Here is a 20,965-nt window from a genome sequence, read left to right on the forward strand (position 1 = left end):
GCAAGAAACAGCAGATGGTGGATCGATCGATCCGAGACGCGTGATAGCCCGTATGCGCCAGTGGCCGTTGCAGGTCGCAGCCTTGTTTGGAACTCGTGTCGCGGAAACCATCTTGGCCAGCGTTCATGTGCGAACGCACCCACAGGCCGGACATATGAACGCAAGCGATCCGATCAATATTATCTGCCAAATCTTGCAGGGAGGGGGCCGTCCACATATGGCGCATCATGACAATTGGACGCCGCAAATGGGCACGTGGGTCGTGATCAATGCAGGTTGGTATCAGGTGCAACACCGGGATAAAATCGGGCCAGGCTGTCAAGACCGGTCGACAGTCGAGCACTGGCGCGCTTCGGTGATTACCTCTGCGGTCGGGGATCCCCGCGTCCGAAGGCGTACTCGCTAATCAGCGAGCCGCAGACACCGTTATTCCCGCTACATCATCTAGTGGAAGCTGTGCACCACAGTGATGGCCGGCGGCGTCACCGACACGCTGGATCTAGCTTTGCTCCATACCACCTGCCCCTCCGAGTTGCACAGTGGCAAGTGGTATGGCTAGCCGCTCATCCTTTAGGTTTCAGCGTCAAGGGAAGGCCGGCGAACATTATGACTGCCTCTTCAACCACTGCCGCTATTTCCTGATTGATGCGGCCCGCAACATCGCGAAACCTTCTGGCAAGGGCGTTGTCGGGTACAATGCCCAGACCCACTTCGTTGGCGACCAGAATGACCGGCCCCCGTGCGGCTGAAAGCGAGCGCGCCAGTCCGTCTGTAGCGGTAGCAGTATCGCGTTCCGCTAGCATCAGGTTCGAAGCCCACAACGTCAGGCAATCGACCAGCACCACCGTTTCCGGCGTGCTATATGCCGTGATTGCCACCGCCAGGTCCAGCGGTGCCTCGACAGTTGACCAGCGCGGACCGCGATCGGCGCGGTGCAGCTCGATTCGCTCGCGCATCTCATCATCGAAGGCCTGCGCTGTCGCCAGATAGACCAGTTTACCTGTCAGGGCCTCTGCCCGGCCCTGGGCAAAGCGGCTTTTGCCCGAACGCGCTCCGCCCAGCACCAGCAAATGGGGCAAGGCACTGCTCATGCGCTGTCTCTCGCTGGGACGGAGGCGGGTGGTTCCGCCATCGCCATCGCCACCAGCGCGTCGATATCGAGATGCTCCTCCAGCGCGGCTGCGATCTCGTCCAGCGCCGCCTCGACGGTGAAGCCATAGTCCACCCCCCCGGCTTCTACATCCATGCGCGACAGCAGCGCTCGGCGCAACTCCGCATCGGCCAGCAGGCCGTGGACATAAGAACCAAACACCGTTCCGCCCGCATTTATCGCGCCATCACGGCGTCCATCGGAAAGCAGGGCGAAGGGCCGCTGCGGGTCCGGCCCGCTGGTTTGCCCCATGTGCATTTCATACCCATGAAAAGGCGCGCCCATCGCCATACCGCTGACCGGACGCAGCGCCTTGTGTGCGTGCAAGGTCGTTTCGACATCGAGCAGGCCGAGGCCGCTTGCGGTGCTGGGCGGGCCTTCCAGACCATCGGGATCGGCGATGCTTTTGCCGAGCATCTGGTAACCACCGCAAAGCCCAAAGATCAGCCCGCCGCGCCGGTGATGCCCCAGAATATCGATGTCCCAGCCCTCTGCGCGCAGAGCGGCCAGATCGGCGATGGTCGCCTTTGACCCGGGCAGGATGATGAGCGCGGCCTCTGCCGGGATCGGCTGGCCGGGCGGAACCATGTGCAGGTCCACACCATGTTCGAGCTTCAGCGGATCGAGGTCATCGAAATTGGATATGCGCGGCAGGATCGGACAGGCGATCAGCTTGCGGCCCCCCGCGCGCGCCTTGCCGCGCTCCAGCACCACGGCATCCTCGCTTGGCAGCCGTGCGGTCGCGCCCAGCCACGGCACCACGCCGAATCCGCGCCAGCCCGACAGGCTCTCGATCTGGCGATAACCATCGGCGAACAGTGCGGGATCGCCCCGGAACTTGTTGATGATGAAGCCCTTGATCATCGCGGCATCCGCCGGGTCGATGATCGTCTTCGTGCCGACGATGGCGGCAATGACTCCGCCGCGATCAATATCGCCGACCAGCACGACGGGCACGCCTGCCGCTCGCGCAAAGCCCATATTGGCGATGTCGCCAGCGCGCAGGTTGATTTCCGCAGGAGAGCCCGCACCCTCGGCCACGACAATATCGCACGCCCGGCGGAGCCGGTCGTAGCTCTCCATAACTTCACCCAGCAGCGCGCCCCGTGCCTGCCGAAAATTGCCCGCGCCCAATGTGCCGCGCACCCGGCCATGCACGATCAGTTGCGATGTGCGATCGGCCTGTGGTTTCAGCAGTACCGGGTTCATGTCCGTATGCGGCTCCACCTTGCAGGCTATCGCTTGCAAGGCCTGCGCCCGGCCGATCTCGCCGCCATCGCTGGTGACAGCCGCATTGTTCGACATATTCTGCGGCTTGAACGGCAAGACCCGCAAGCCCCGCCGCACTAGGACGCGGCACAGCCCCGCCACCAGCACCGATTTGCCCACATCAGAGCCGGTGCCCTGAAGCATTATAGCGCCCATGCTGCACCTCCTGCAATTCCGGCCGCCATCAACCACAGGCACAGACATGCACGGGCGTAGACGCCCAATCCGCGCCGCATATCCTCTGTCCGGGCCGGGCGGCCTCCCTCCCCAATCCAGAGCTTGTCCGAAACAATTCCGTCATAGGCAATTGGCCCGGCTAGGCGCAGCCCCAGCGCCCCGGCCATCGCGGCCTCGGGCCAGCCCGCATTGGGCGAGGTGTGCCTGGAAGCATCGCGCAACAATATCCGCCAGCCACCCCCGCCGCACAGGCAGATTAGAAATCCCGACAGGCGCCCTGGAATGAGGTTCATCGCATCGTCGGTGCGGGCCGCAGCCCAACCATAGGCGCGCCATTGCTCCTCGCGGTGCCAAATCTGCTGTCGGCGGTGTTGATCGCCTTATAGGCCCAGATACCGGGCAGCCCCAGCACCAGCAGCCAGAACAACGGCGCGACCACCCCGTCGCAGAAACTTTCCGCCAGACTCTCGATCGCCGCGCGGGTAACACCCGCTTCATCAAGCGCCGTCGTATCACGGCCAACGATCATGCCGACAGCGGCGCGCGCGGCGGGCAGATCCTGCCGCTCCAGCGCATCGGCAACGGGGCGGACGTGGTCGTACAGGCTGCGCTGCGCCAGACCCGGCCAGGCCAGCACAGCGATCAGGGGCCAGGCCCACGGCCCGGCGATTGCCACGAGCAGACTTTGCAGCATCCAGCCCGCACCGCCCGCCATACCCAGCAGGATCAGGACGGTGACCGCCCCGGCCATGCGCCGCTGTCCATCGGAACGCGAGGGGACATTCCAGCGCCGTTCCCGCGCGGCGATAATCCGCGCAAAAATGCCCACCGGATGGCCGATCCGGCGATACAGCGGCTGAGGCCAGCCCACTGCCGCGTCGAGCACCAAGGCCAGGAAAGCAGTCAGATCAATCATCAGCCAGCGCCGCATCAAGGCGATCCAGCGCCTCTCGGTCGGCGGGCAGGCCCAGGCGCAGCCAGCGCGGATCGTAATCGAACGGCCGCGTCAGGATGGCATGTCGCGCAAGGCGTTCGAACAGCGCGGCGGCATCGTCGGTTTCGATCAGCCGGAACAGTGGGCAGGCGCCTATCGCGCTGAAGCCCCGCCGCGCCAGCACCGTATCCAGCGCGGTGGCCTGTTCGCGCAGGGCCATCCGCATGGCGGCTGTCCAGTCCACATCCTGATATGCCGCTGTGCCGATGGCCAGCGCCGCTGCCGATAGCGGCCAACTGCCCAGCCGCTGCCGATATTGCGCGATCAGCGCGCGCGGTCCCAGCACAAAGCCGAGCCGCACCCCGGCCAGCCCGAAGAATTTGCCGAACGAGCGGAAGATAATCAGCCGCTGTTCGTCCTGCACATGGGCGGCAAGGCTGCTGTGCGGGGCGGCATCGGCAAAGGCTTCGTCCACGACCAGCCACGCTGCGCTGTCGCGCCGCGCCTCCAGCCAGCCCAGCAGCGTCGCGGGCGGGGTGATCTGCCCATCGGGGTTGTTGGGATTGGCGAGGATGAGGGTCGCTTCCTCTGTCCCCGCCAATTCGGTCAGGGCTACGGGACGGCTGCGGGGAATCATCTCGCCATGGGTGCGATAGCTGGGCTGGGCATGGATAGCGGGGCCGGGCACGATGTCGCCCAACATCCGCAGGCCGATCTCGGTGCCCGGCACCGCGCAAACATGGGCCGGGTCCGTGCCGAAATGGGCAGCGGCAGCGGCCTCCAGATCGTCCAGCGCGCCCGCGTCGGGCAGCGCCTGCCAGTCCATCGCCAGATCGCCCGCGCCGGGCCAGCCAAGCGGATTGATGCCGGTGGACAGGTCGACCCACGGCGCCTTGCCCATGCCGAACTGCGCCATGGCATCGGCCAACCTGCCGCCGTGAAAACTGAAGCTGTTCATGTCGTGTGTATCCATAGGCCCGTGATTGCCACGCTCAGCAGCAAGCCGGTTTCGATCAACTCGATGCCTGCACCATGGCCATCGCCGGAAATCCCGCCCAATGCGCGGCGCACGTGCCTCCCCCACCACAGAACGAGCAATGGTGTGATAAGCAGCGCCGGAGTGAACCACGCCGCCGCAGCCAGCGCGGCCGCCCAGCCCGCAAGATCGATCGGGCCGATCGCGGAACGGAATCGAGCCGCCAGCCCCTGATGCAGCGGCATCAGCCACCATGTCCACACCAGCGGGCCGATGCGCGCGGCAAACGGCACCAGTACCAGCGCGCCAAACGCCCGTGCATCCACCAGCATATCCAGCAGCACCAACTTGCTCAGCAGTTGCAGCACAATCGCGACAACGCCGAAGCTGCCGACATGAGGATCGGCCATAACGGCCAGCAGCCGCTCGCGATCTTTATGCGCCGCGCCGCTGGCATCGGCGAGGTCGGCCAGGCCATCAAGGTGCAGCGCGCCGGTCACGCCCACCCAGACGATCAGCGCGGCCAATGCGCCCAGCCGGTGATCGACCAGCGCGCCTGCCCATGCGGCTCCCGCAACCGCTGCACCAATAACCAGGCCTACAGCGGGAAACCAGCGCATGGATCGGGCGAAGGCGGCATCGTCAACGACAACCACGGGTGTCGGCAAGCGCGTCAGAAACTGCAGGGCGATGATGAAGCCCCTCACGGATAAAGCCCCGCGATCTGTGCTGTGGGGCGCTCGCCCGGTCCCTCAGCGGGCCAGACGCGCAACGCCAGCAGGCCGTTGTAGGGCAGATCAACTGCCCAGGTCTGGCGCACATCAAACCCGCAAAGCACCGCCACTGCTGCCCGCATCGCGCCTGCGTGCGTGACGATCAGCGTCGACCGGGCGGCCAGATCGCCAATGGCAGCGGACACACGGTCCACCAGCGCCGACCAGCGTTCTCCACCGGGCGGCGCATGGCCATCGGGATCGTCCCAGAATCGCGCCAGCGCCGCGCCTTCGACATCGCCCGGCGCCATCCCCTCCCATGCGCCAAAGTCCAGCTCGCGCCAGCGCGGATCGATTGACAGCGGCACGCCGGTCTCCAGCCCGATGGCCTCGCCCGCCAAACGCGCACGGGAAAGGTCGGAAGCGATCAGAACTTCCGCCGCCAGATCCCGCGCCTGATCGGCGCAGGCCGCGATACCTGTGGCAACAGGCGGCGCATCGGTGCGGCCGATCAGCCGCCCCGCGCCTTCCGGTTCGCCGTGGCGCAAGAGGTAAAGTGAAAAGCTGCTCACAAGCCGTCTGCCACCCCGGCCTCGGCAAATGTCGCCATACCATTGTGCGTGGCCAGCGCTGCCCGGATTACCGACACCGCCAGTGCCGCGCCGCTGCCTTCGCCCAATCGCATCCCCAGCGACAGCAGGGGATCAAGGCCCAAATGCCCCAGCAGTCGGATATGCCCCGGTTCAGCCGAGCAGTGCCCCGCCAGGCAATGATCAGTGATCGCCGGAACGGCGGCGGCCAGCGGCGCCAGCGCGGCGCAGCTGATGAACCCGTCCAGCACCACCGGAATACGCAGGCGGCGCGCCTCCAGCACGGCCCCGGCAATCGCGGCGATTTCGCGCCCGCCCAACCGGCGCAAAGTCTCAAACGGGGTGTCCGGCACATTGGCATGACAGGCCAGTGCCTGTTCCACCACCGCCACTTTGCGCGCGATTCCGCCCGCATCAACCCCCGTGCCCGGCCCGACCCATTGCGCGGGCGCGCCGCCATAGCTGCGCGCGCAGAGCGCGGCGGCGGCGGTCGAATTGCCAATGCCCATTTCGCCGACGACCAGCAGGTGCAGCCCCGGCTCCACCACCGCCGCTCCGGCAGAAAGTGCAGCAAGGCACTCCGTCTCGTCCATTGCCGCAGCGACGGTGAAATCCGCCGTGGGCCGGTCGAGATCGAGTGCAACCACCCGCAGATCCAGTCCGGCCGCCCCGGCCAGTGCGTTGATCGCCGCGCCGCCAGTAGTGAAATTGCCGACCATCGCGGCGGTCACGCTGGCGGAAAAGGCGCTGACCCCGTGGACGACGAAACCATGATTGCCAGCAAAGATCGCCGCGCGACCCTGTTTGATCACCGGCTGCGCTATGCCCTGCCATCCGGCCATAAACACGGCAATGTCTTCCAGCCGGCCCAGCGATCCGGCCGGCTTGGTCAGGATGGCCTGCCGCGCGCGTGCAGCGGCCATGGCGTCCGCATCGGCCACGGGCATATGCTCCAGCGCCGCTTCAAACGCGGCCAGCGTGGCAAACCGGCTCATTCTGTGACGAAGCCCTGCGGCGGGGTGCGGGTGATGAAATGGCCCTTCACCCCTTGCGGCCATTGCTTGAACGGCACCCGGCCATGCTCGCTGGCGGCATAGTGGACGGCATAGTCCAGAATGGCGGTGGCGGCGTCCTCGTCCGGCGTGAACCGGCCGAGCACATAGCCGACCTTGCCCGGTGCGCGCAGGTGGATGGTGCAGAAATCGGTGCAGGCGAACAGGCACGGCATCTCTTGCACGGCGACCCCGGCATAGCGCGCGTCGCTTTCCTGAACCGAGCGCAGCGCCGCCACCATCTGCGCGCCGCCGCGCATCCCGCCGTCATCCTCACGCGCGTCGGCGCTGTGGCGACAGGTGTTGCAGGCCACGATAGCGGGGCCATCCTCCACGGGTATCAGCATGGTTTTCTGGTCCTTTGATTGAAAATCATCGTTCGAACACCCGGTCAGCCCACGGCTCACGCTGCTGCCAGCCGCGCTGTTCCAGTTCGGGGGTATCGGACGTGTCTGCCGGGTAACCGATGCACAACAGCGCGATCAGCGACCAGGTGGCGGGAACGTCGAGCAGGGCATGGACCGCCGGTGGATCAACGATCGACACCCAGCCAAGGCCAAGCCCGCGCAGCCGCGCCGCCAGCCACAGATTGTGGATCGCCAGCACGCACGAATAGCGCAACATTTCGGGCATGGTGGCAATGCCAAGACCGTGCCCCGCCTCGGGCTGTTCGTCGCAGAACACCGCGATCAGTTCGGACGCCTCACGCAGTCCGTGCAGCTTGAGCGACAGGTAGTGATCGTACCGCGCCTGCCCGGCATAGCGCTCTGCCGCATGGGCGCTTTGCCCATCGGCATGCGCGGCCAGCGCCTCCCGTATGTCCGGCGTCCGCACGCGCACAAAGCGCCACGGCTGGGCATTGCCGACCGACGGCGCCAGCGCGGCGCAGGCCAGCAGCACGCGCATGTCAGCTTCCGCCACGGCGCGGCGGTCGAATTGCCGCACATCGCGCCGCCAGCGTAGCAATTGCGTGAATTGCTCCGTAAATTCCGCGTCGAACACAGGCGGGGCGTCGCTCAGAATTCGATCCCCGGTCAAAATTCAATGCCGGCCTGGGCCTTCACGCCTGAACGGAAGGGGTGCTTCACCATGGTCATCTCGGTGACAAGGTCCGCCACCTCGATCAGCGCGTCGGGCGCATTGCGGCCCGTGACGATCACATGCTTCATGGCGTCGCGCGCGGTCAGCACCGCCACCACTTCATCGACCGGCAGATAGTCATACCGCAGCACGATGTTCAGTTCGTCGGCCAGAACCATGTGATAGCTGGGATCGGCGATCATGCGCTTGACCTCGTCCCAGCCGGCGCGGGCCACCGCAATGTCGCGTGTGCGGTCCTGCGTGTCCCAGGTAAAACCCTCGCCCATCGGCTTGAATTCGACATGGTCGGGAAAGGCATCGAACACCGCCTTTTCGCCGGTCTTCATCGCCCCTTTGACGAACTGGACCACGCCCACTTTCATGCCGTGGCCGATGGCGCGAACCACCATGCCCAGCGCGGCGCTGGTCTTGCCCTTGCCCTTGCCGGTGTGGACGATCAGCAGGCCCTGCTCGCGGGTCTTGCTGGCCATGATCTTGGTCTGCGCGGTCTGCTTCTTGCGCATCTTTTCGGCGTGGCGGGCATCGTCGCTCACCGCTTGCACTTCGCTGTCAGTTTCCATCAATTTGTTCCTTTCGCATGAGGTAGACATCCATGATCCAGCCATGGCGCGCGCGCAGTTCGGCCCGGCACTGGGCGATCCGGGGGCCAGCCTCAGCAAGCACACCCCGCTCCAGCACTTCATGCGCCATGCCCAGATAGGCGCCCCACCAGATGGTGATGCCCTGCGGTTCCAGCACCTCAAAGGCAGAGCCGCTGTCGAGCATGACAACGAGCGTGTCGGTCCCTTCGGGCCAGCCCTGGCCGCGTAGCCTACGCCCGGTGGTGATCGTCACCGCCCCGGCAAGGGGATTGAGCGGAATGGCATGCGCGGCGGTCAGCAGTTGAATGCTTGTGATGCCGGGCACAACGCGCACCTGCATCGTAAGGCCGCCAGCTTTGAGTTTTTCGGCGATCCGTAAGGTGCTGTCATAAAGCGAAGGATCACCCCAGACGAGCAATGCCAACCGCCCGCCCGCTGGCAGATGCGTGGTGATCTGGGCGCGCCATGCTGCAGCGATAGCCTCGTGCCAATCGTCAACCGCTTGCGTGTAATCCCGGCCTGCGTCGCGAACCGGCATGTCGAATTCGACAATCGGCACTGGGCCGGTCAACACCTGCCCACAGATGGCGCGGCGCAGGTCGATCAGGTCGGACTTGGCGCTGTCTTTGCGCGGCAGCAGAATCAGGTCGGCGTTGTTCATCTCCCGCACGGCTTGCGCCGTCAGGTGATCGGGATTGCCCGTGCCGATGCCGATGAGGGAAAGCTCGATCATGCTTCCTCCAACAATGGGCCGTAGAGGATCAGGGCCGGGGCGAACCCCACGCCCTCAGCCAGCGTGTCTGCCAACCCGGCAACCGAGCTGCGCGTGAGACGCTGATCGGCGCGGCCCACATTCTCGGCCAACAACGCCGGCGTTTGTGGGGGCAGCCCCGCAGCGACCAGCCGGGCGGCCAGTTCAGGGAAGGTTCGCTTGGGCATGAACACGACGGTTGTCGCTTCGGCATCGGCCAGGGCTGCCATGTTGAGGTCATTAGGCAAGGCACCCGTCGCACCATGCCCGGTGATGAACTGGACCCGCCGTGAAAGCGCGCGCCTTGTCAGGGGAATGCCGGCAGTGGCCGCCGCTGCACTGGCAGAACTGACGCCTGGGATGATCTCGAAACCGATACCAGCAAGCCGCAATGCCTCGATTTCCTCCTCAAGACGGCCAAAGATCCCAGAATCGCCGGATTTTAGCCGCACTACACGGCCACCCGCAGCGGCATGATCCACGAGTTGGCGGTTCACCTCGGCCTGGCTGGGCGATTGCCGTCCCGCCCGTTTGCCGACATTCACCAGTGTGGTGTCCAGGCGCACGCGGTCAAGGATAGGACCGGAAGCCAGATCGTCGAACAGCACGACATCGGCGGCCTCCAACCGCGCCAACGCCTTGAGCGTCAGTAACTCGGGATCGCCCGGCCCGGCCCCCACGAAGGAAACAAAACCGGTCATGACACGTCCACGGGGTTCAGTGGCGCAATCATGTGGAAATAGCTGCCGGTGACATGGCCGCGATGCGATCCGGTTTCGGCCACCGCCGCGCCCTCGGCATCGGTCACCCGCGCCAGCGGCGCGTCGCTCTGTTCGACAATGGTTGAATAGTGGAACTCGTGCCCGCGCAGCCTGGTCCCGGCGGCAAGGCCCGATATCGGCACCAGCAGTTCGGCATGGCGATAGCCAAGGTGCATCTTGCGCTGGGCATGGCTGGTGACCAGCCCCAACAGCCCGGCCATCCGGTGCCGTTCACCACTCTTGTCGATCAACCCCTCACCCAGCACCATATAGCCGCCGCATTCGCCGTGAACGGGGCGCGTTTGGGCATAATGGCGCAGGCCGGACAGGAATGTCGCTGCGGCGGCGATGGTTCCGGCGTGCAGTTCGGGATAGCCGCCAGGCAACCACACCAGATCGGCATGGGCGGCGGGCGCTTGATCGGCCAGTGGCGAAAACGGCAGGATCTCCGCCCCGGCGCGCCGCCACCCTTCGATCAGATGCGGATAGACGAACGAAAAGGCGGCATCGCGCGCCATGGCGATGCGCTGGGCCGGCGGGACGGGCAGCTTGCCGCCATCGGCTTGTGGTTCGGCACCGGCGGCACGGCGAACGGCATCAAGATCAACATGGGCGCGCAGGAACGCCGCAAACTCGGCAATCGCGCGATCAAGGTCGGGATGCTCCACCGCCTGAACCAGCCCAAGATGGCGTTCGGGCAGGGTCAGGTCGCCGCGCCTTGGCAGGGCACCCAGCACCGGAATGTCCACCGCCTCCATGCCCTTGCGCACCAGCCGTTCATGACGCGGACTGGCCACGCGGTTCAGGATCACCCCGGCAAATGGCAGCCCCGGATCAAGGCTGCTGAACCCGAGTGCGGTGGCGGCGGCGGACTGCGCCTGCCCCGATACATCCAGCACCAGCACGATGGGCCAGCCCATGCGGCGGGCCATGTCGGCGCTGGCACCATTGCCCGATGCGCCCTTGCTGGCCACGCCGTCAAACAGGCCCATCGACCCTTCGGCCAGCACCATGTCCGCGCCCGCAGCCTGCCCCGCGATGGCAGCGATCAGATCGCCTTCCATCGCCCAGCTATCAAGGTTGAAGGACGGTCGGCCACAGGCGGCGCGGTGAAAGGCCGGGTCGATATAGTCCGGCCCGCTCTTGAACGGCTGCACCGCCAGCCCGTCTTCGGTGAGCGCGCGCAGCAGGCCCAGCATCACCGTGGTCTTGCCGGTGCCCGATGCGGGGGCGGCGATCATCAATCCCGGAGTCTGGTGGCGCGCGCTCATTCCGATGCCCCCGCAAACCGCGAACCGGCATCCTGAGGCCGAAAGCGGCGGTCATAACCGGGCGCATAGAGGCTGCTTTCGGCAAAATCCTGCGCCGCCAGCACCCGCCCGACCAGGATCAGGGCGGTGCGTTGCAGATTCTTGGCCGTGCTGCCCGCCACGGCCTGTTCGATGGTGTCGAGCGTCGCCCGGACAATCTGCTGATCGGGCCAGCTGGCGCGCCAGACCACCGCGACCGGGCAATCCGCGCCATAGGCCGGCGTCAGGTCCGCCACCACTTGCGCCAGATTGTGAACCGAAAGGTGAATGGCCAGCGTCGCGCCGGTAACGGCAAAATTGGTCAGGCTTTCGGCGGGCGGCATGGTGCTGGCGCGGCCCGGCGTGCGGGTCAGCACCAGCGATTGTGACAGCGCGGGCAGGGTCAGCTCTGCCTCCAGCGCAGCGGCGGCGGCGGCGAACGCTGGGACACCGGGCGTCACGGTAAAGGGAATGTCCATCGCGCGCAGCCGGCGCAATTGCTCGCCCATCGCCGACCAGACTGACAAATCGCCCGAATGCAGCCGCGCCACATCGTGCCCGGCGGCATGGGCAGTGGCGATCTCGGCCATGATCTGGTCCAGTTCCAGCGGCGCGGTGTTCACGATCCGGGCACACGGCGGGCAATGATCGAGCACGGCGACCGGGATCAGCGACCCGGCATAGAGGCACACCGGGCTGCCCGCGATCAGATCGCGTCCGCGCAAGGTTAAAAGGTCGGGCGCGCCGGGACCGGCGCCGATGAAATGGACGGTCATGTTGGGGTTCCCTGAAAGGTGACACTGGCCGCAATGGCGCACGTGGCCATGCGGTCGGGCGAGATGCGGCGCGGCGACAGCAGGCGCGCGCCGGCGCCTGCTTCGGCCATGGCGGATGCTTCGGCCACGCTGCCGACGTGGCGGGCGGTCAGGCTGGCGGCGGAGCGCGTGAGGGTGGCGACGGCGGCCAATGCATCGGGCGCCACGCCCGTCAGCGGCAGGCCAAGCGCCTTTGCCAGCGGGACCAGCGCCGCAAGCTTGTCCTGCGCGGTGGCCAGATGCGTCACCGGCGGCTGCCCTTGTTGCGCCAGCGCGAACGCCGCGCGCAGTGAGGGCAGGGCCGCGCCCGCGCGAAAGCCGAAGCCTGCGACGATCACAGCGTCACGCTCCATTGCACCACCGGATAGCGCGCGCGCCAGCCGTGCCGGTTGCCCAACGGTGCGGCGTCGGCCAGTTCGATGCGCAGGAGGCTCCCGCCCTTCTGGCCATGCCACCGGGCTAGCAGCGCTTCTGATTCCAGCGTCACCGCATTGGCCACCAGCCGCGTTCCGGCGGGCAATCGTGCCCACAGCGCGTCCAGCAAGGCTTCCGATAATCCGCCGCCGATGAACACCGCATCGGGCACTAGTCCCGGCGGCAAAGTATCCGGCGCACGTCCGATCACCACCTGCAATCGGTCGACACCCAGCGCAGCGGCGTTGGCCCGCGCCCGGTCCGCGCGCACCGGATCGGCTTCCATCGCGCAGGCGCGGTTGGCCGGGTGGGCCAGCAGCCATTCGATCCCGATGGAACCCGATCCCGCGCCGATGTCCCACAGCAGTTCCCCCACACACGGGGCCAGCGCCGACAAAGTCAAGGCGCGCACCGGGCGCTTGGTCAACTGCCCGTCGGATGCGAACCAGTGGTCCGGTCGTCCTGCCGCCTGCGGCAAGGCATCACCGTGGCCCACACAGTCGATCCCGACCGCAACCGGATGGGCAATGTCGGTGAAGGTCAGCGCTTCTGCAGTCACCCGGCGTACCCGTTCGCGCGGACCACCGAGCGCTTCCATCACGTGCAGCACTGACGGGCCAAAGCCTTGGCCGGTCAGATAATCGGCCAGCGCGCCCACGGCCTCGCCATCGCGCAACAGCGCCACAATGCGCTGCCCTGACGCCAGATGGGGCTTAAGTCGCTCCAGCGGCGCGGCGTGCAGGCCAAGGCAGGCCACATCCTGCAACGGCCAGCCCAATCGTGCGGCTGCCAGCGTGAAGGTGGAAGGCGCCGGTATCGCCACCCATTCGCCCGGATCGAGCTGCCGGGTTACGCTGCTCCCCGCCCCGAACCAGAACGGGTCGCCCGACGCAAGCATCACCACGCGCTGTCCGCGATGTTGCATCAACAGGGTGATGCCATCGGCAAAGGGCACTGGCCATTCGGTCGCAGGGCAGGTAATCGCGGGCAGCAGCGACAGATGCCGGGCCGGTCCCATGACCAGTTCGGCCCGCGCCAGCGCCGCCCGGCTCGCAGCGGACAGGCCATCCGGCCCGTCCTCGCCGATGCCGATGATCGTCAACCACGCTTCAGGAGCCGTATCAGCCATGCGACATGTCCTCCTGCTGGGTGGAACGACCGAGGCGAGCGTTCTTGCCCGCCTGCTTGCCGCGCAGGGCATTGCGACGACACTCAGCTATGCCGGACGGACGAAAAATCCCCGCGCTCAACCGGTTCCGGTGCGGGTTGGCGGGTTCGGCGGGATGGCTGGGCTGACCGATTATCTGCGCGACCATCGCGTGACCCATCTGGTCGACGCGACCCACCCCTTTGCCGCGACGATGAGCCGTCATGCGGTGGAGGCTGCGCGGCTTGTGGGTGTGGCCCATGTCGCCGTGACCCGTCGCGCGTGGGAACCGGTTGCTGGTGACCGCTGGACCCGCGTTGCTGATATCGACGGCGCGGTCGCCGCGCTGGCAGGACAGGCCCGCCGCGTCATGCTGGCGCTGGGGCGGATGCATGTCGAAGCCTTCGCCGCGCAGCCACACCACCACTATCTGCTGCGTTTCGTGGACGCGCCGGAGCAGCCGCCGGGCCTGCCCCATCACACCCTGATCGTTGATCGCGGGCCATTTACCGTCATGGGCGACAGCCAGCTGATGCAGGCGCACGCCATCGATCTGGTGGTGTGCAAGAACGCTGGCGGCAGTGGTGCCGATGCCAAGCTGATCGCCGCGCGGGCGCTGGGCCTGCCGGTCCTGATGATTGACCGACCCGCCGTTCCGGGCCGGACCGAGTGTTATCGCCCGGAGGATGTGCTCGCGTGGCTGGGTCATGATGCCGAACCCAAGGCCGAGCGGGGGGTGTAGAGAATGGGACCAGCCGCACGTTCGATGATCCGCGTCAGGCTCGATCCGACGATCACCATCGTGCGCATATCGGCCATGTCCGCGCGGGCCTGACCCAGCGGTACGATTTGCAATTGTTCGTCGGGCGTCGATAGGGCGCGGGCGAACAGGATCGGGCGATCATTGCCACACACCGCGCGCAGCAATTCCAGCACACGTTCGAAACCTTCCGGCCGGGCTTTCGACCGCGGGTTGTAGAACGCCATCGCAAAGTCTGCCTCTGCAGCCAGCCGCAGCCGCTTTTCGATCACGGACCACGGCTTGAGGTTGTCCGACAGGTTGATCGCGCAAAAATCGTGCCCCAGCGGCGCCCCCGCTCGCGCGCTGGCGGCCAGCATGGCAGTGATGCCGGGCAGCACCCGGATGTCGAGATCGCGCCAGTGGGCCGGGCCAGCCTCCAGCGCCTCGAACACGGCGGCGGCCATCGCGAACACGCCGGGATCGCCAGAAGACACCACCACCACGCGCCGGCCCTGCGCCGCCAGTTCCAGCGCATGGGCCGCGCGATCCAGCTCCACCCGGTTGTCGGATGGATGCAACGTCAGCCCCTCACGCGGGGCGATGCGGGCGACATAGGGGATATAGCCGATAACATCGCTTGCCCCTGCCAGCGCGGCGGTGACTTCGGGCGTGATCAGTGCCTCGTCGCCCGGTCCCAGACCGGCGATGGATAGCGAACCGCTCATGGACGACGCCCCTGTCCATGAATCAGCAGGATCGAGAAATAGGGCGTGACGCTGGTCGCCTCGATCAACCGCGTGACGCGCTGGCCGGGCATGGCGGCATGTTCGACCAGCCATGCCGCGTCCTCGCGCCCCGCCGCTGCCACCGCGCGGCGCAATTTGGGCAGGTTGCGCCCGATCTTCATCACCACCAGCGCATCGGTATCGCGGATGCGCCGGGCCAGTTCCTCCTCGGGCAGGGTCGCCATCGCGATGGTCAGCACGTCATCGCCCCAGGTGATGGGAATGTCAGTCGCGTTCCATGCCCCGGCCATGCCGGTGATACCCGGCACCACCGTCACCGGGACGATGCCCGCCAAACGGCCATGAAGGTGCATGAACGAGCCGTAGAAAAACGGATCGCCCTCACACAGCACAACCACGTCCTCGCCCGCCTGCGCCAGCGCCAGCAAACGTGCGGTGCATTCGGCATAGAAGGCGGAAAGACAGTCGTTGTAGCGGGGATCGGACAACGGGATCTCGGTCGTTACAGGATATTCCATCGGGATTTCAATCACGTCGGCGCGCAGCATCCCTTCGACAATCCGCCGCGCCTGCCCCGGCCGTCCGGCCTTGCGGAAATAGGCAACATGGCGAGCGCCACGCACCAACCGGTCGGCGCGCACGCTCAGCAGATCGGCCGCGCCGGGACCAAGCCCGACGCCGTGGATGGTTCCGATTGATGACGACGCGCTCATTCGGCGCGGCTTGCCAGCGCGTTAATCGCGGCGACCGTGATCGCGCTGCCGCCAAGCCGCCCATCGACAATGCAGCACGGCACCGGCGGCGCGGCCCACAGCGCGGCCTTGGATTCGGCCGCGCCGACAAAGCCCACCGGACAGCCGATGATGGCCGCAGGGCGCGGGCAATCGGGATCTTCCAGCATATTCAGGAGATGGAACAGCGCGGTTGGCGCATTGCCGATGGCCACCACCGCGCCCGCCAGATGCGGTCGCCACAGTTCCAGCGCGGCGGCGGAACGGGTGTTGCCCATCGCCCGCGCCATGTCCGGTACTGGCGGCGCACTGAGCGTGCAGATGATCGGATTGTTGGCCGACAGGCGGGCGCGAGTGATCCCTTCGGACACCATCCGCGCATCGCACAGCACCGGCGCGCCATCGGCCAGCGCGGCACTGGCCGTTTGTGCGAAGCCGGACGAAAAGCGGATATGCGCCGCCAGTTCGACCATCCCGGCGGCATGAATCATGCGGACCGCCACCGGCTCCTCATCGGCAGAAAAGGGCGCCAGATCGGCTTCGGCGCGGATCGTGGCGAAGGACTGGCGATAAATGGCCGCGCCATCGGTTTCATAGATATGGGGCATCAAGCGGTTCCAAATTGGGCAAGAAGGTCGGCCGGGCCAAGCGCGGAGTGAACCGCAGGCCCTCCGGCGCGCGCGTTCAGGGAAAGATCGAACAGGCCATCGCGGCCCGTCAGCGTGACATCGGCGGCGCGCGGGCGGGCACAGCCCTTGGCACAGCCCGAAACATGCAGCCGTCCCGCGATATGCGGGGCAAGGCGGCGGGCAAGATCGCGGGTTTCAACCGACGCCTGCGTGCAGCACGGCGCGCCCGGACAGGCATCCACATGCAGCAGCGGATCGGCAGGGTCGGTGATCAGGCCATCCACCTGCATGGCAGGCGCGCCTTCTACTACGAGCACCCGCCACGGGCTAATCCGCACCCCCCCGGCAGACGATCCCTCCATCACACCAGCCAGTATCGGCGCCTCTATCCGGCCGAACGGCAGGCCATAAGCCCAGCCCAGATCATGGATGCCGGGCGCGATGCGAGCAGCCGACGGCGCGGGCAGAATGTCGCCACAGGCCCATTCGGGCAGGGCAACCGTGTGCCGGGCCATGCGCCCCGCTTCCGCGCCACCGCTGGCAGAAAACCAGTGTGCCAGCGCGATCAGGGCGTCCACTTCCTGACCTGCGACAACTGCAACACCGCCCGGATGGCCATCGGCGCGCAGGATCAGGCCGCCTTTTTCGTCGCGCTCGATGCGGAAATCGCCCACCTCGCCGTGCAGGGCGCAGGCCCGACCAGCATCGATAACGAAGCCCATCTTGCCCGGAAGATCGGGCAACTCATCCAGCCGGGTCAGCAACGCGCCCGCAATGCGATGGCTGTCATCACCGACCCGCCAATCCGGCGCGACCAGAATGTTGCGTCGCTGTTCGATGACGGGGTCACCGTCCACCAGATCGAGCGTCAGCAACCGGTCGAGCAGCGCCTGCCAGCCGGTATCGCGCACCCCACGAAGCTGGAGATTGGCGCGGGCGGTGATGTCGATCAGGGCATTGCCATGCGCGATGGCGGCATCGCACAGGCCCAGCACTTGCGCGCGGGTCAGGCGGCCAAGCCGCGGCTTTACCCGCATCAGCAACCCGTCGCCCGCGATCATCGGGTGCCACGCATCGGGGCACCAACCCCTCACCATAGGCCCGGTCATGTCCGGTCCTCATGGCTGGGCAGGCTGGCGAGGATGGAATTGCGCCGGGTCTGCCACAGCCCGGCGGCATGGAGCGCTGCAAAGCGGGCTTCCATCGCCGCCAGCGCGCCGGGATTCTCGCGCACAAGAAACGCGCGAACATCGGCTTGGCCCAGCGTCGCATCGTGATAGAGATCGAACAGATGCGGCGGCACGCTACCTGAAAGGTGCGCAAAGGCGCCCATATGATCCAGCGTCGCGGCCAGTTCCGCGCCCCCGCGAAAACCATGCCGCATCATGCCTGCAACCCAGTCGGGATGGGCGGCACGGGCACGGACCACGCGGGCGATCTCTTCGGTCAGGGTGCGCGCGGCCGGCTTCAGCGGGTCGCGACTATCGAGGTGATAGAGCGCTGCCGTCCCGCCTATCAGCGCCTTGGCAGCGGCAAAGCCCGCCTCATGCGCGGCAGAGTCCGCGGCCAGCAGCAGATCGGTTTCCGGCAAGTCCTGAAGATGAACAAAGGCGTCTGCCGCTTCGACGCGCCGACGCAGGCCCTCAGGATCGGGCGTGCCCCCGATCGCATCGGAGGTTGCGTCAAACGCATGATCCGATGCCGCCAGCCATGCCTCTCCGGCCGAGCGTCGCGCCGCATCGGTATAGACCTCGGCCGCATCGCCAAGGCCAAGGCCATAACTCCCCGGCGCCGGTCCATAGACTCGCGGGGCCGGCGCCTGCCCCGCAAAGGGGTTCCAGTCCGCCGGTTCGTCCCGCAAACACAGCGCTCGCACCGCCTGTCCGAACAACATGGGCAGCGCCGGGAAGGCATCGCGGAACAGGCCTGAAACCCGCAGTGTCACGTCGATGCGCGGCCGGTCCAGCAGCGCCAGCGGCAGAATCTCAACGCCCGCCACCCGTTCGGATGTCATGTCCCACAGCGGTTTTGCGCCGAGCAGGTGCAGCGCCATGGCGAATTCCTCGCCCGCCGTGCGCATCGTGGCCGATCCCCACAGATCGACCACCAGCCCGCGCGGATAATCGCCATGATCCTGCAAATGCCGCCGGATAAGTTCCTCTGCCAGTGTCACGCCTTGCGCGTGGGCCGCGCGTGAAGGCACCGCCCGCGGGTCTATTGCATAAAGGTTTCGCCCGGTCGGCAGCACATCGCTGCGCCCGCGAAACGGGGAGCCGGAGGGACCGGGCGGAACGCGCCGTCCGTCCAGCGCCGTCAGCAATCCGGCCCGCTCGGCTGCGCCCTGATCGCCCCGCCCGAACACATGCAGCCCGTCACCGAACTGGCTGTCCTTTACATCGCAAACGAAGCGATCGATCCGGGTGATCGCCTCAACCAGCGTGGCCGCGCCATCAAGGCCCAGTTCCGCCTCCAGCCCCAGCACGCGCGCTTCGTCGCGGATGCTCGCTTGCAGGCGGTCGCGGCGGGCCGGGTCCAGCCCGTAAGCGTTGGAGAATTCATCCAGCAGCGCCTCGATCCGGGCCAGCCCCGCGCCGCTTTTAGTTTGCACCAGTGGCGGCGGAACGTGTCCGATAGTAACCGCACCGATCCGGCGTTTGGCCTGCGCAGCTTCTCCGGGGTCGTTGACGATGAACGGATAGATCACCGGCATCGCGCCGATCAGCGCCTCGGGCCAGCAAGCGCCAGACAGCGCGACCGATTTGCCCGGCAGCCATTCCAGCGTGCCATGCGCGCCGATGTGGACCAGCGCGTCGCTGCCCCGTTCGCGCAGCCACAGATAGAACGCAACATAGCCATGGCGCGGGCAGCGGGACAGATCGTGATAGTCCCCGTCTCGATGGACGCGCTCGCCGCGTTCGGGCTGCAAGGCGACCAGCGCGCTGCCGATGGACAGCGCGGCAAAACGGAACGCGCCGTCAGCGACTGCCACATCGGCTTCCGGTTCGCCCCACGCGGCATGAAGATCAGCGCGCAAGGTCTCGGGCAATGCCGCCTGCGCCTTGCGATACGCGGCCAGCGGCCAATGCTGATGTTCGCTTTCAAGGCGCGCGCCCAGATCGGTCTGGCCATCCGTGGCATATCCCGCCTCGGCCAGATCGGCCAGGGTCGCCTCGGCTGAGGCGAGCGCATCCAGCCCCACGGCGTGGGCCATCTGGTATGCCTTGCCGGGATAAGTCGACAGGATCAGCGCAACCCGCCGATCGGCAACCGGCCTTTGCGAAAGGGCGATCCAGCCTGCCACGCGCGCAGTGATCGCCTCGATCCGGTCGGGATCGGCGCGGTGGACGGTGCGGGCAAAACCTAGTGCGGGATCGCGCGCACCCGCTTCCTTGAAGCTGGCGACCCCGGCAAAGACCCGGCCGTCAATTTCGGGCAAGACCACGTGCATGGCGAGGTCTGCGGGGGACAGCCCGCGCGAAGCCGCTGCCCAGCCGGTGCGGCCCGACGTGGCCAGCGCCAGTTGGAACACGGGAACGCCCGCGCCATCGAGCGGGGTATCGCCGTCTTCGCCACGCGCGGAAAAGGCGGTGGCGTTGATGATCGCCGCCGGGCCAAGGCCGCGCACCCAGCGGTCCACCTGATCGCGCACCTGCGGGGCTTTCAGCGAGGGGACGAAGATCGACAGTGCGTCAAAGCCGTGCCGGTCGAACGCGGCATGCAGGGCGGCAAACGGGTCCAGATCGTGGGCGGTCAGGTAAGAACGATAGAAGATGATCAGGACCAGCGGTCGTCCGGGATTGCGCGCAAAGGATTCAGGATCGACGACGCCCCGGTCGGGATGCCAACCTCCCGCCATAGGCAGCGGCTCGCAATTTTGGGGAGGGGTATCGATCAGCCCTGCCAGCCGTGAAAGCGCAACAAGCGCCGCCTGCGCCGCCCCTGCACCGCCGGCATCGCACAATTGCGCAAGGCTTCTCAAAGCAGGCACGGGGACGGTCGAAACTGCATCCAGCCGCCCGTCCTCCCAGCCGTCGCCGGGCAGCACGGCCAGCGCGATGCCTCGCGACCGGGCCAGAGCCTCCACTCGTTCCAGCCCGTAACTCCAATAGGGCGTACCGCCAATCAGCCGGATCAGGATCGCCTTCGCACCTGACAGCGTCCGCTCGACATAGGTGTCGACCGATAGCGGGTGCATAAGCGCTGCCAGATTGGCGAGCCGCAGCGAAGGAAATGTCGCATCGTCTGCACGGGCCTGATGCCATGCCGCCGCGAACGCCCCCAGATCGCTGTCCGAAAAGGACAGGACCACAAGATCCGCAGGCTCTTGCCCCAGATCCTGCGGGACGGCGGTTTCCTCCATCCCGTGCGTTTCGCGGAAAATGACGTGCATCGCCTGC

21 protein-coding genes and 1 pseudogene are annotated in these 20,965 nt (G+C 66.7%); 1 reads left to right on the forward strand and 21 read right to left on the reverse strand.

Going from position 1 to position 20,965, the window contains the following annotated elements:
- Nucleotides 1–563 precede the first annotated feature (563 nt).
- The 16 genes and pseudogenes from cobU to OVY48_RS00735 all read right to left on the reverse strand — a co-directional run bounded on the left by cobU (nt 564) and on the right by OVY48_RS00735 (nt 13,702).
- On the reverse strand, nt 564–1,091 hold the full coding sequence (gene cobU, locus OVY48_RS00660) for a bifunctional adenosylcobinamide kinase/adenosylcobinamide-phosphate guanylyltransferase (RefSeq protein WP_037476300.1): 528 nt from the start codon (nt 1,089–1,091) through the stop codon (nt 564–566).
- A complete protein-coding gene (locus tag OVY48_RS00665; RefSeq protein ID WP_313921617.1) occupies nt 1,088–2,575 on the reverse strand; it encodes a cobyric acid synthase in 1,488 nt (495 codons plus the stop codon). Before OVY48_RS00665 ends, cobU begins: the two co-directional genes overlap by 4 nt.
- Nucleotides 2,563–3,512 (reverse strand): annotated as a pseudogene (gene cbiB, locus OVY48_RS00670) (adenosylcobinamide-phosphate synthase CbiB). The gene OVY48_RS00665 and the pseudogene cbiB overlap by 13 nt, the downstream one beginning before the upstream one ends.
- The gene (gene cobD, locus OVY48_RS00675; protein ID WP_037476298.1) at nt 3,505–4,488 is read right to left on the reverse strand and encodes a threonine-phosphate decarboxylase CobD; all 984 of its coding nucleotides are present in this window, start codon (nt 4,486–4,488) and stop codon (nt 3,505–3,507) included. Before cobD ends, cbiB begins: the two are co-directional and overlap by 8 nt.
- Nucleotides 4,485–5,213, reverse strand: coding sequence for an adenosylcobinamide-GDP ribazoletransferase (gene cobS / locus OVY48_RS00680; RefSeq protein ID WP_037476296.1), 729 nt, complete (start codon nt 5,211–5,213; stop codon nt 4,485–4,487). Before cobS ends, cobD begins: the two co-directional genes overlap by 4 nt.
- Nucleotides 5,210–5,791 (reverse strand): histidine phosphatase family protein, encoded by a 582-nt coding sequence (locus tag OVY48_RS00685; RefSeq protein ID WP_037476294.1) that lies wholly within the window; start codon nt 5,789–5,791, stop codon nt 5,210–5,212. The genes cobS and OVY48_RS00685 overlap by 4 nt, the downstream gene beginning before the upstream one ends.
- Entirely contained in the window at nt 5,788–6,804 is a 1,017-nt protein-coding gene (cobT, locus tag OVY48_RS00690) for a nicotinate-nucleotide--dimethylbenzimidazole phosphoribosyltransferase (RefSeq protein ID WP_043153173.1), read from the reverse strand. Before cobT ends, OVY48_RS00685 begins: the two co-directional genes overlap by 4 nt.
- A complete protein-coding gene (locus OVY48_RS00695; RefSeq protein ID WP_037472918.1) occupies nt 6,801–7,208 on the reverse strand; it encodes a DUF1636 domain-containing protein in 408 nt (135 codons plus the stop codon). The genes cobT and OVY48_RS00695 overlap by 4 nt, the downstream gene beginning before the upstream one ends.
- 25 nt (nt 7,209–7,233) lie before the next feature.
- Nucleotides 7,234–7,881 (reverse strand): 5,6-dimethylbenzimidazole synthase, encoded by a 648-nt coding sequence (gene bluB / locus OVY48_RS00700; protein ID WP_037472928.1) that lies wholly within the window; start codon nt 7,879–7,881, stop codon nt 7,234–7,236.
- Nucleotides 7,882–7,895: 14 nt separating this feature from the next.
- On the reverse strand, nt 7,896–8,522 hold the full coding sequence (cobO, locus tag OVY48_RS00705; RefSeq protein ID WP_037472919.1) for a cob(I)yrinic acid a,c-diamide adenosyltransferase: 627 nt from the start codon (nt 8,520–8,522) through the stop codon (nt 7,896–7,898).
- Complete coding sequence (cobF, locus tag OVY48_RS00710) at nt 8,512–9,276, reverse strand: precorrin-6A synthase (deacetylating) (protein WP_037472921.1); 765 nt, start codon at nt 9,274–9,276, stop codon at nt 8,512–8,514. The genes cobO and cobF overlap by 11 nt, the downstream gene beginning before the upstream one ends.
- The gene (gene cobA / locus OVY48_RS00715; protein ID WP_037472924.1) at nt 9,273–9,995 is read right to left on the reverse strand and encodes a uroporphyrinogen-III C-methyltransferase; all 723 of its coding nucleotides are present in this window, start codon (nt 9,993–9,995) and stop codon (nt 9,273–9,275) included. Before cobA ends, cobF begins: the two co-directional genes overlap by 4 nt.
- On the reverse strand, nt 9,992–11,326 hold the full coding sequence (locus OVY48_RS00720; protein ID WP_043153170.1) for a cobyrinate a,c-diamide synthase: 1,335 nt from the start codon (nt 11,324–11,326) through the stop codon (nt 9,992–9,994). The genes cobA and OVY48_RS00720 overlap by 4 nt, the downstream gene beginning before the upstream one ends.
- Entirely contained in the window at nt 11,323–12,120 is a 798-nt protein-coding gene (cobM, locus tag OVY48_RS00725) for a precorrin-4 C(11)-methyltransferase (RefSeq protein WP_037474424.1), read from the reverse strand. The genes OVY48_RS00720 and cobM overlap by 4 nt, the downstream gene beginning before the upstream one ends.
- Entirely contained in the window at nt 12,117–12,497 is a 381-nt protein-coding gene (locus OVY48_RS00730; RefSeq protein ID WP_037478077.1) for a cobalamin biosynthesis protein, read from the reverse strand. Before OVY48_RS00730 ends, cobM begins: the two co-directional genes overlap by 4 nt.
- Entirely contained in the window at nt 12,494–13,702 is a 1,209-nt protein-coding gene (locus OVY48_RS00735; RefSeq protein ID WP_043152860.1) for a bifunctional cobalt-precorrin-7 (C(5))-methyltransferase/cobalt-precorrin-6B (C(15))-methyltransferase, read from the reverse strand. The genes OVY48_RS00730 and OVY48_RS00735 overlap by 4 nt, the downstream gene beginning before the upstream one ends.
- Here OVY48_RS00735 and OVY48_RS00740 point away from each other — a divergent pair.
- On the forward strand, nt 13,701–14,462 hold the full coding sequence (locus OVY48_RS00740; RefSeq protein WP_037474427.1) for a cobalt-precorrin-6A reductase: 762 nt from the start codon (nt 13,701–13,703) through the stop codon (nt 14,460–14,462). The genes OVY48_RS00735 and OVY48_RS00740 overlap by 2 nt on opposite strands.
- Here OVY48_RS00740 and cobJ read toward each other — a convergent pair.
- From cobJ to cobN, 5 genes are read right to left on the reverse strand one after another with little or no spacing between them, the layout of a single operon-like run.
- Entirely contained in the window at nt 14,426–15,187 is a 762-nt protein-coding gene (gene cobJ / locus OVY48_RS00745; RefSeq protein WP_037474429.1) for a precorrin-3B C(17)-methyltransferase, read from the reverse strand. The genes OVY48_RS00740 and cobJ overlap by 37 nt on opposite strands.
- The gene (gene cobI, locus OVY48_RS00750) at nt 15,184–15,921 is read right to left on the reverse strand and encodes a precorrin-2 C(20)-methyltransferase (protein ID WP_037474432.1); all 738 of its coding nucleotides are present in this window, start codon (nt 15,919–15,921) and stop codon (nt 15,184–15,186) included. The genes cobJ and cobI overlap by 4 nt, the downstream gene beginning before the upstream one ends.
- Complete coding sequence (locus OVY48_RS00755; protein ID WP_037474434.1) at nt 15,918–16,547, reverse strand: precorrin-8X methylmutase; 630 nt, start codon at nt 16,545–16,547, stop codon at nt 15,918–15,920. Before OVY48_RS00755 ends, cobI begins: the two co-directional genes overlap by 4 nt.
- A complete protein-coding gene (locus OVY48_RS00760; protein ID WP_043152858.1) occupies nt 16,547–17,677 on the reverse strand; it encodes a cobalamin biosynthesis protein CobG in 1,131 nt (376 codons plus the stop codon). The genes OVY48_RS00755 and OVY48_RS00760 overlap by 1 nt, the downstream gene beginning before the upstream one ends.
- The gene (gene cobN, locus OVY48_RS00765; RefSeq protein WP_313921618.1) at nt 17,674–20,958 is read right to left on the reverse strand and encodes a cobaltochelatase subunit CobN; all 3,285 of its coding nucleotides are present in this window, start codon (nt 20,956–20,958) and stop codon (nt 17,674–17,676) included. Before cobN ends, OVY48_RS00760 begins: the two co-directional genes overlap by 4 nt.
- Nucleotides 20,959–20,965: the final 7 nt, after the last annotated feature.

Source organism: Sphingobium sp. SA2 (assembly GCF_032227065.1).
In the GTDB taxonomy this organism is placed as follows: domain Bacteria; phylum Pseudomonadota; class Alphaproteobacteria; order Sphingomonadales; family Sphingomonadaceae; genus Sphingobium.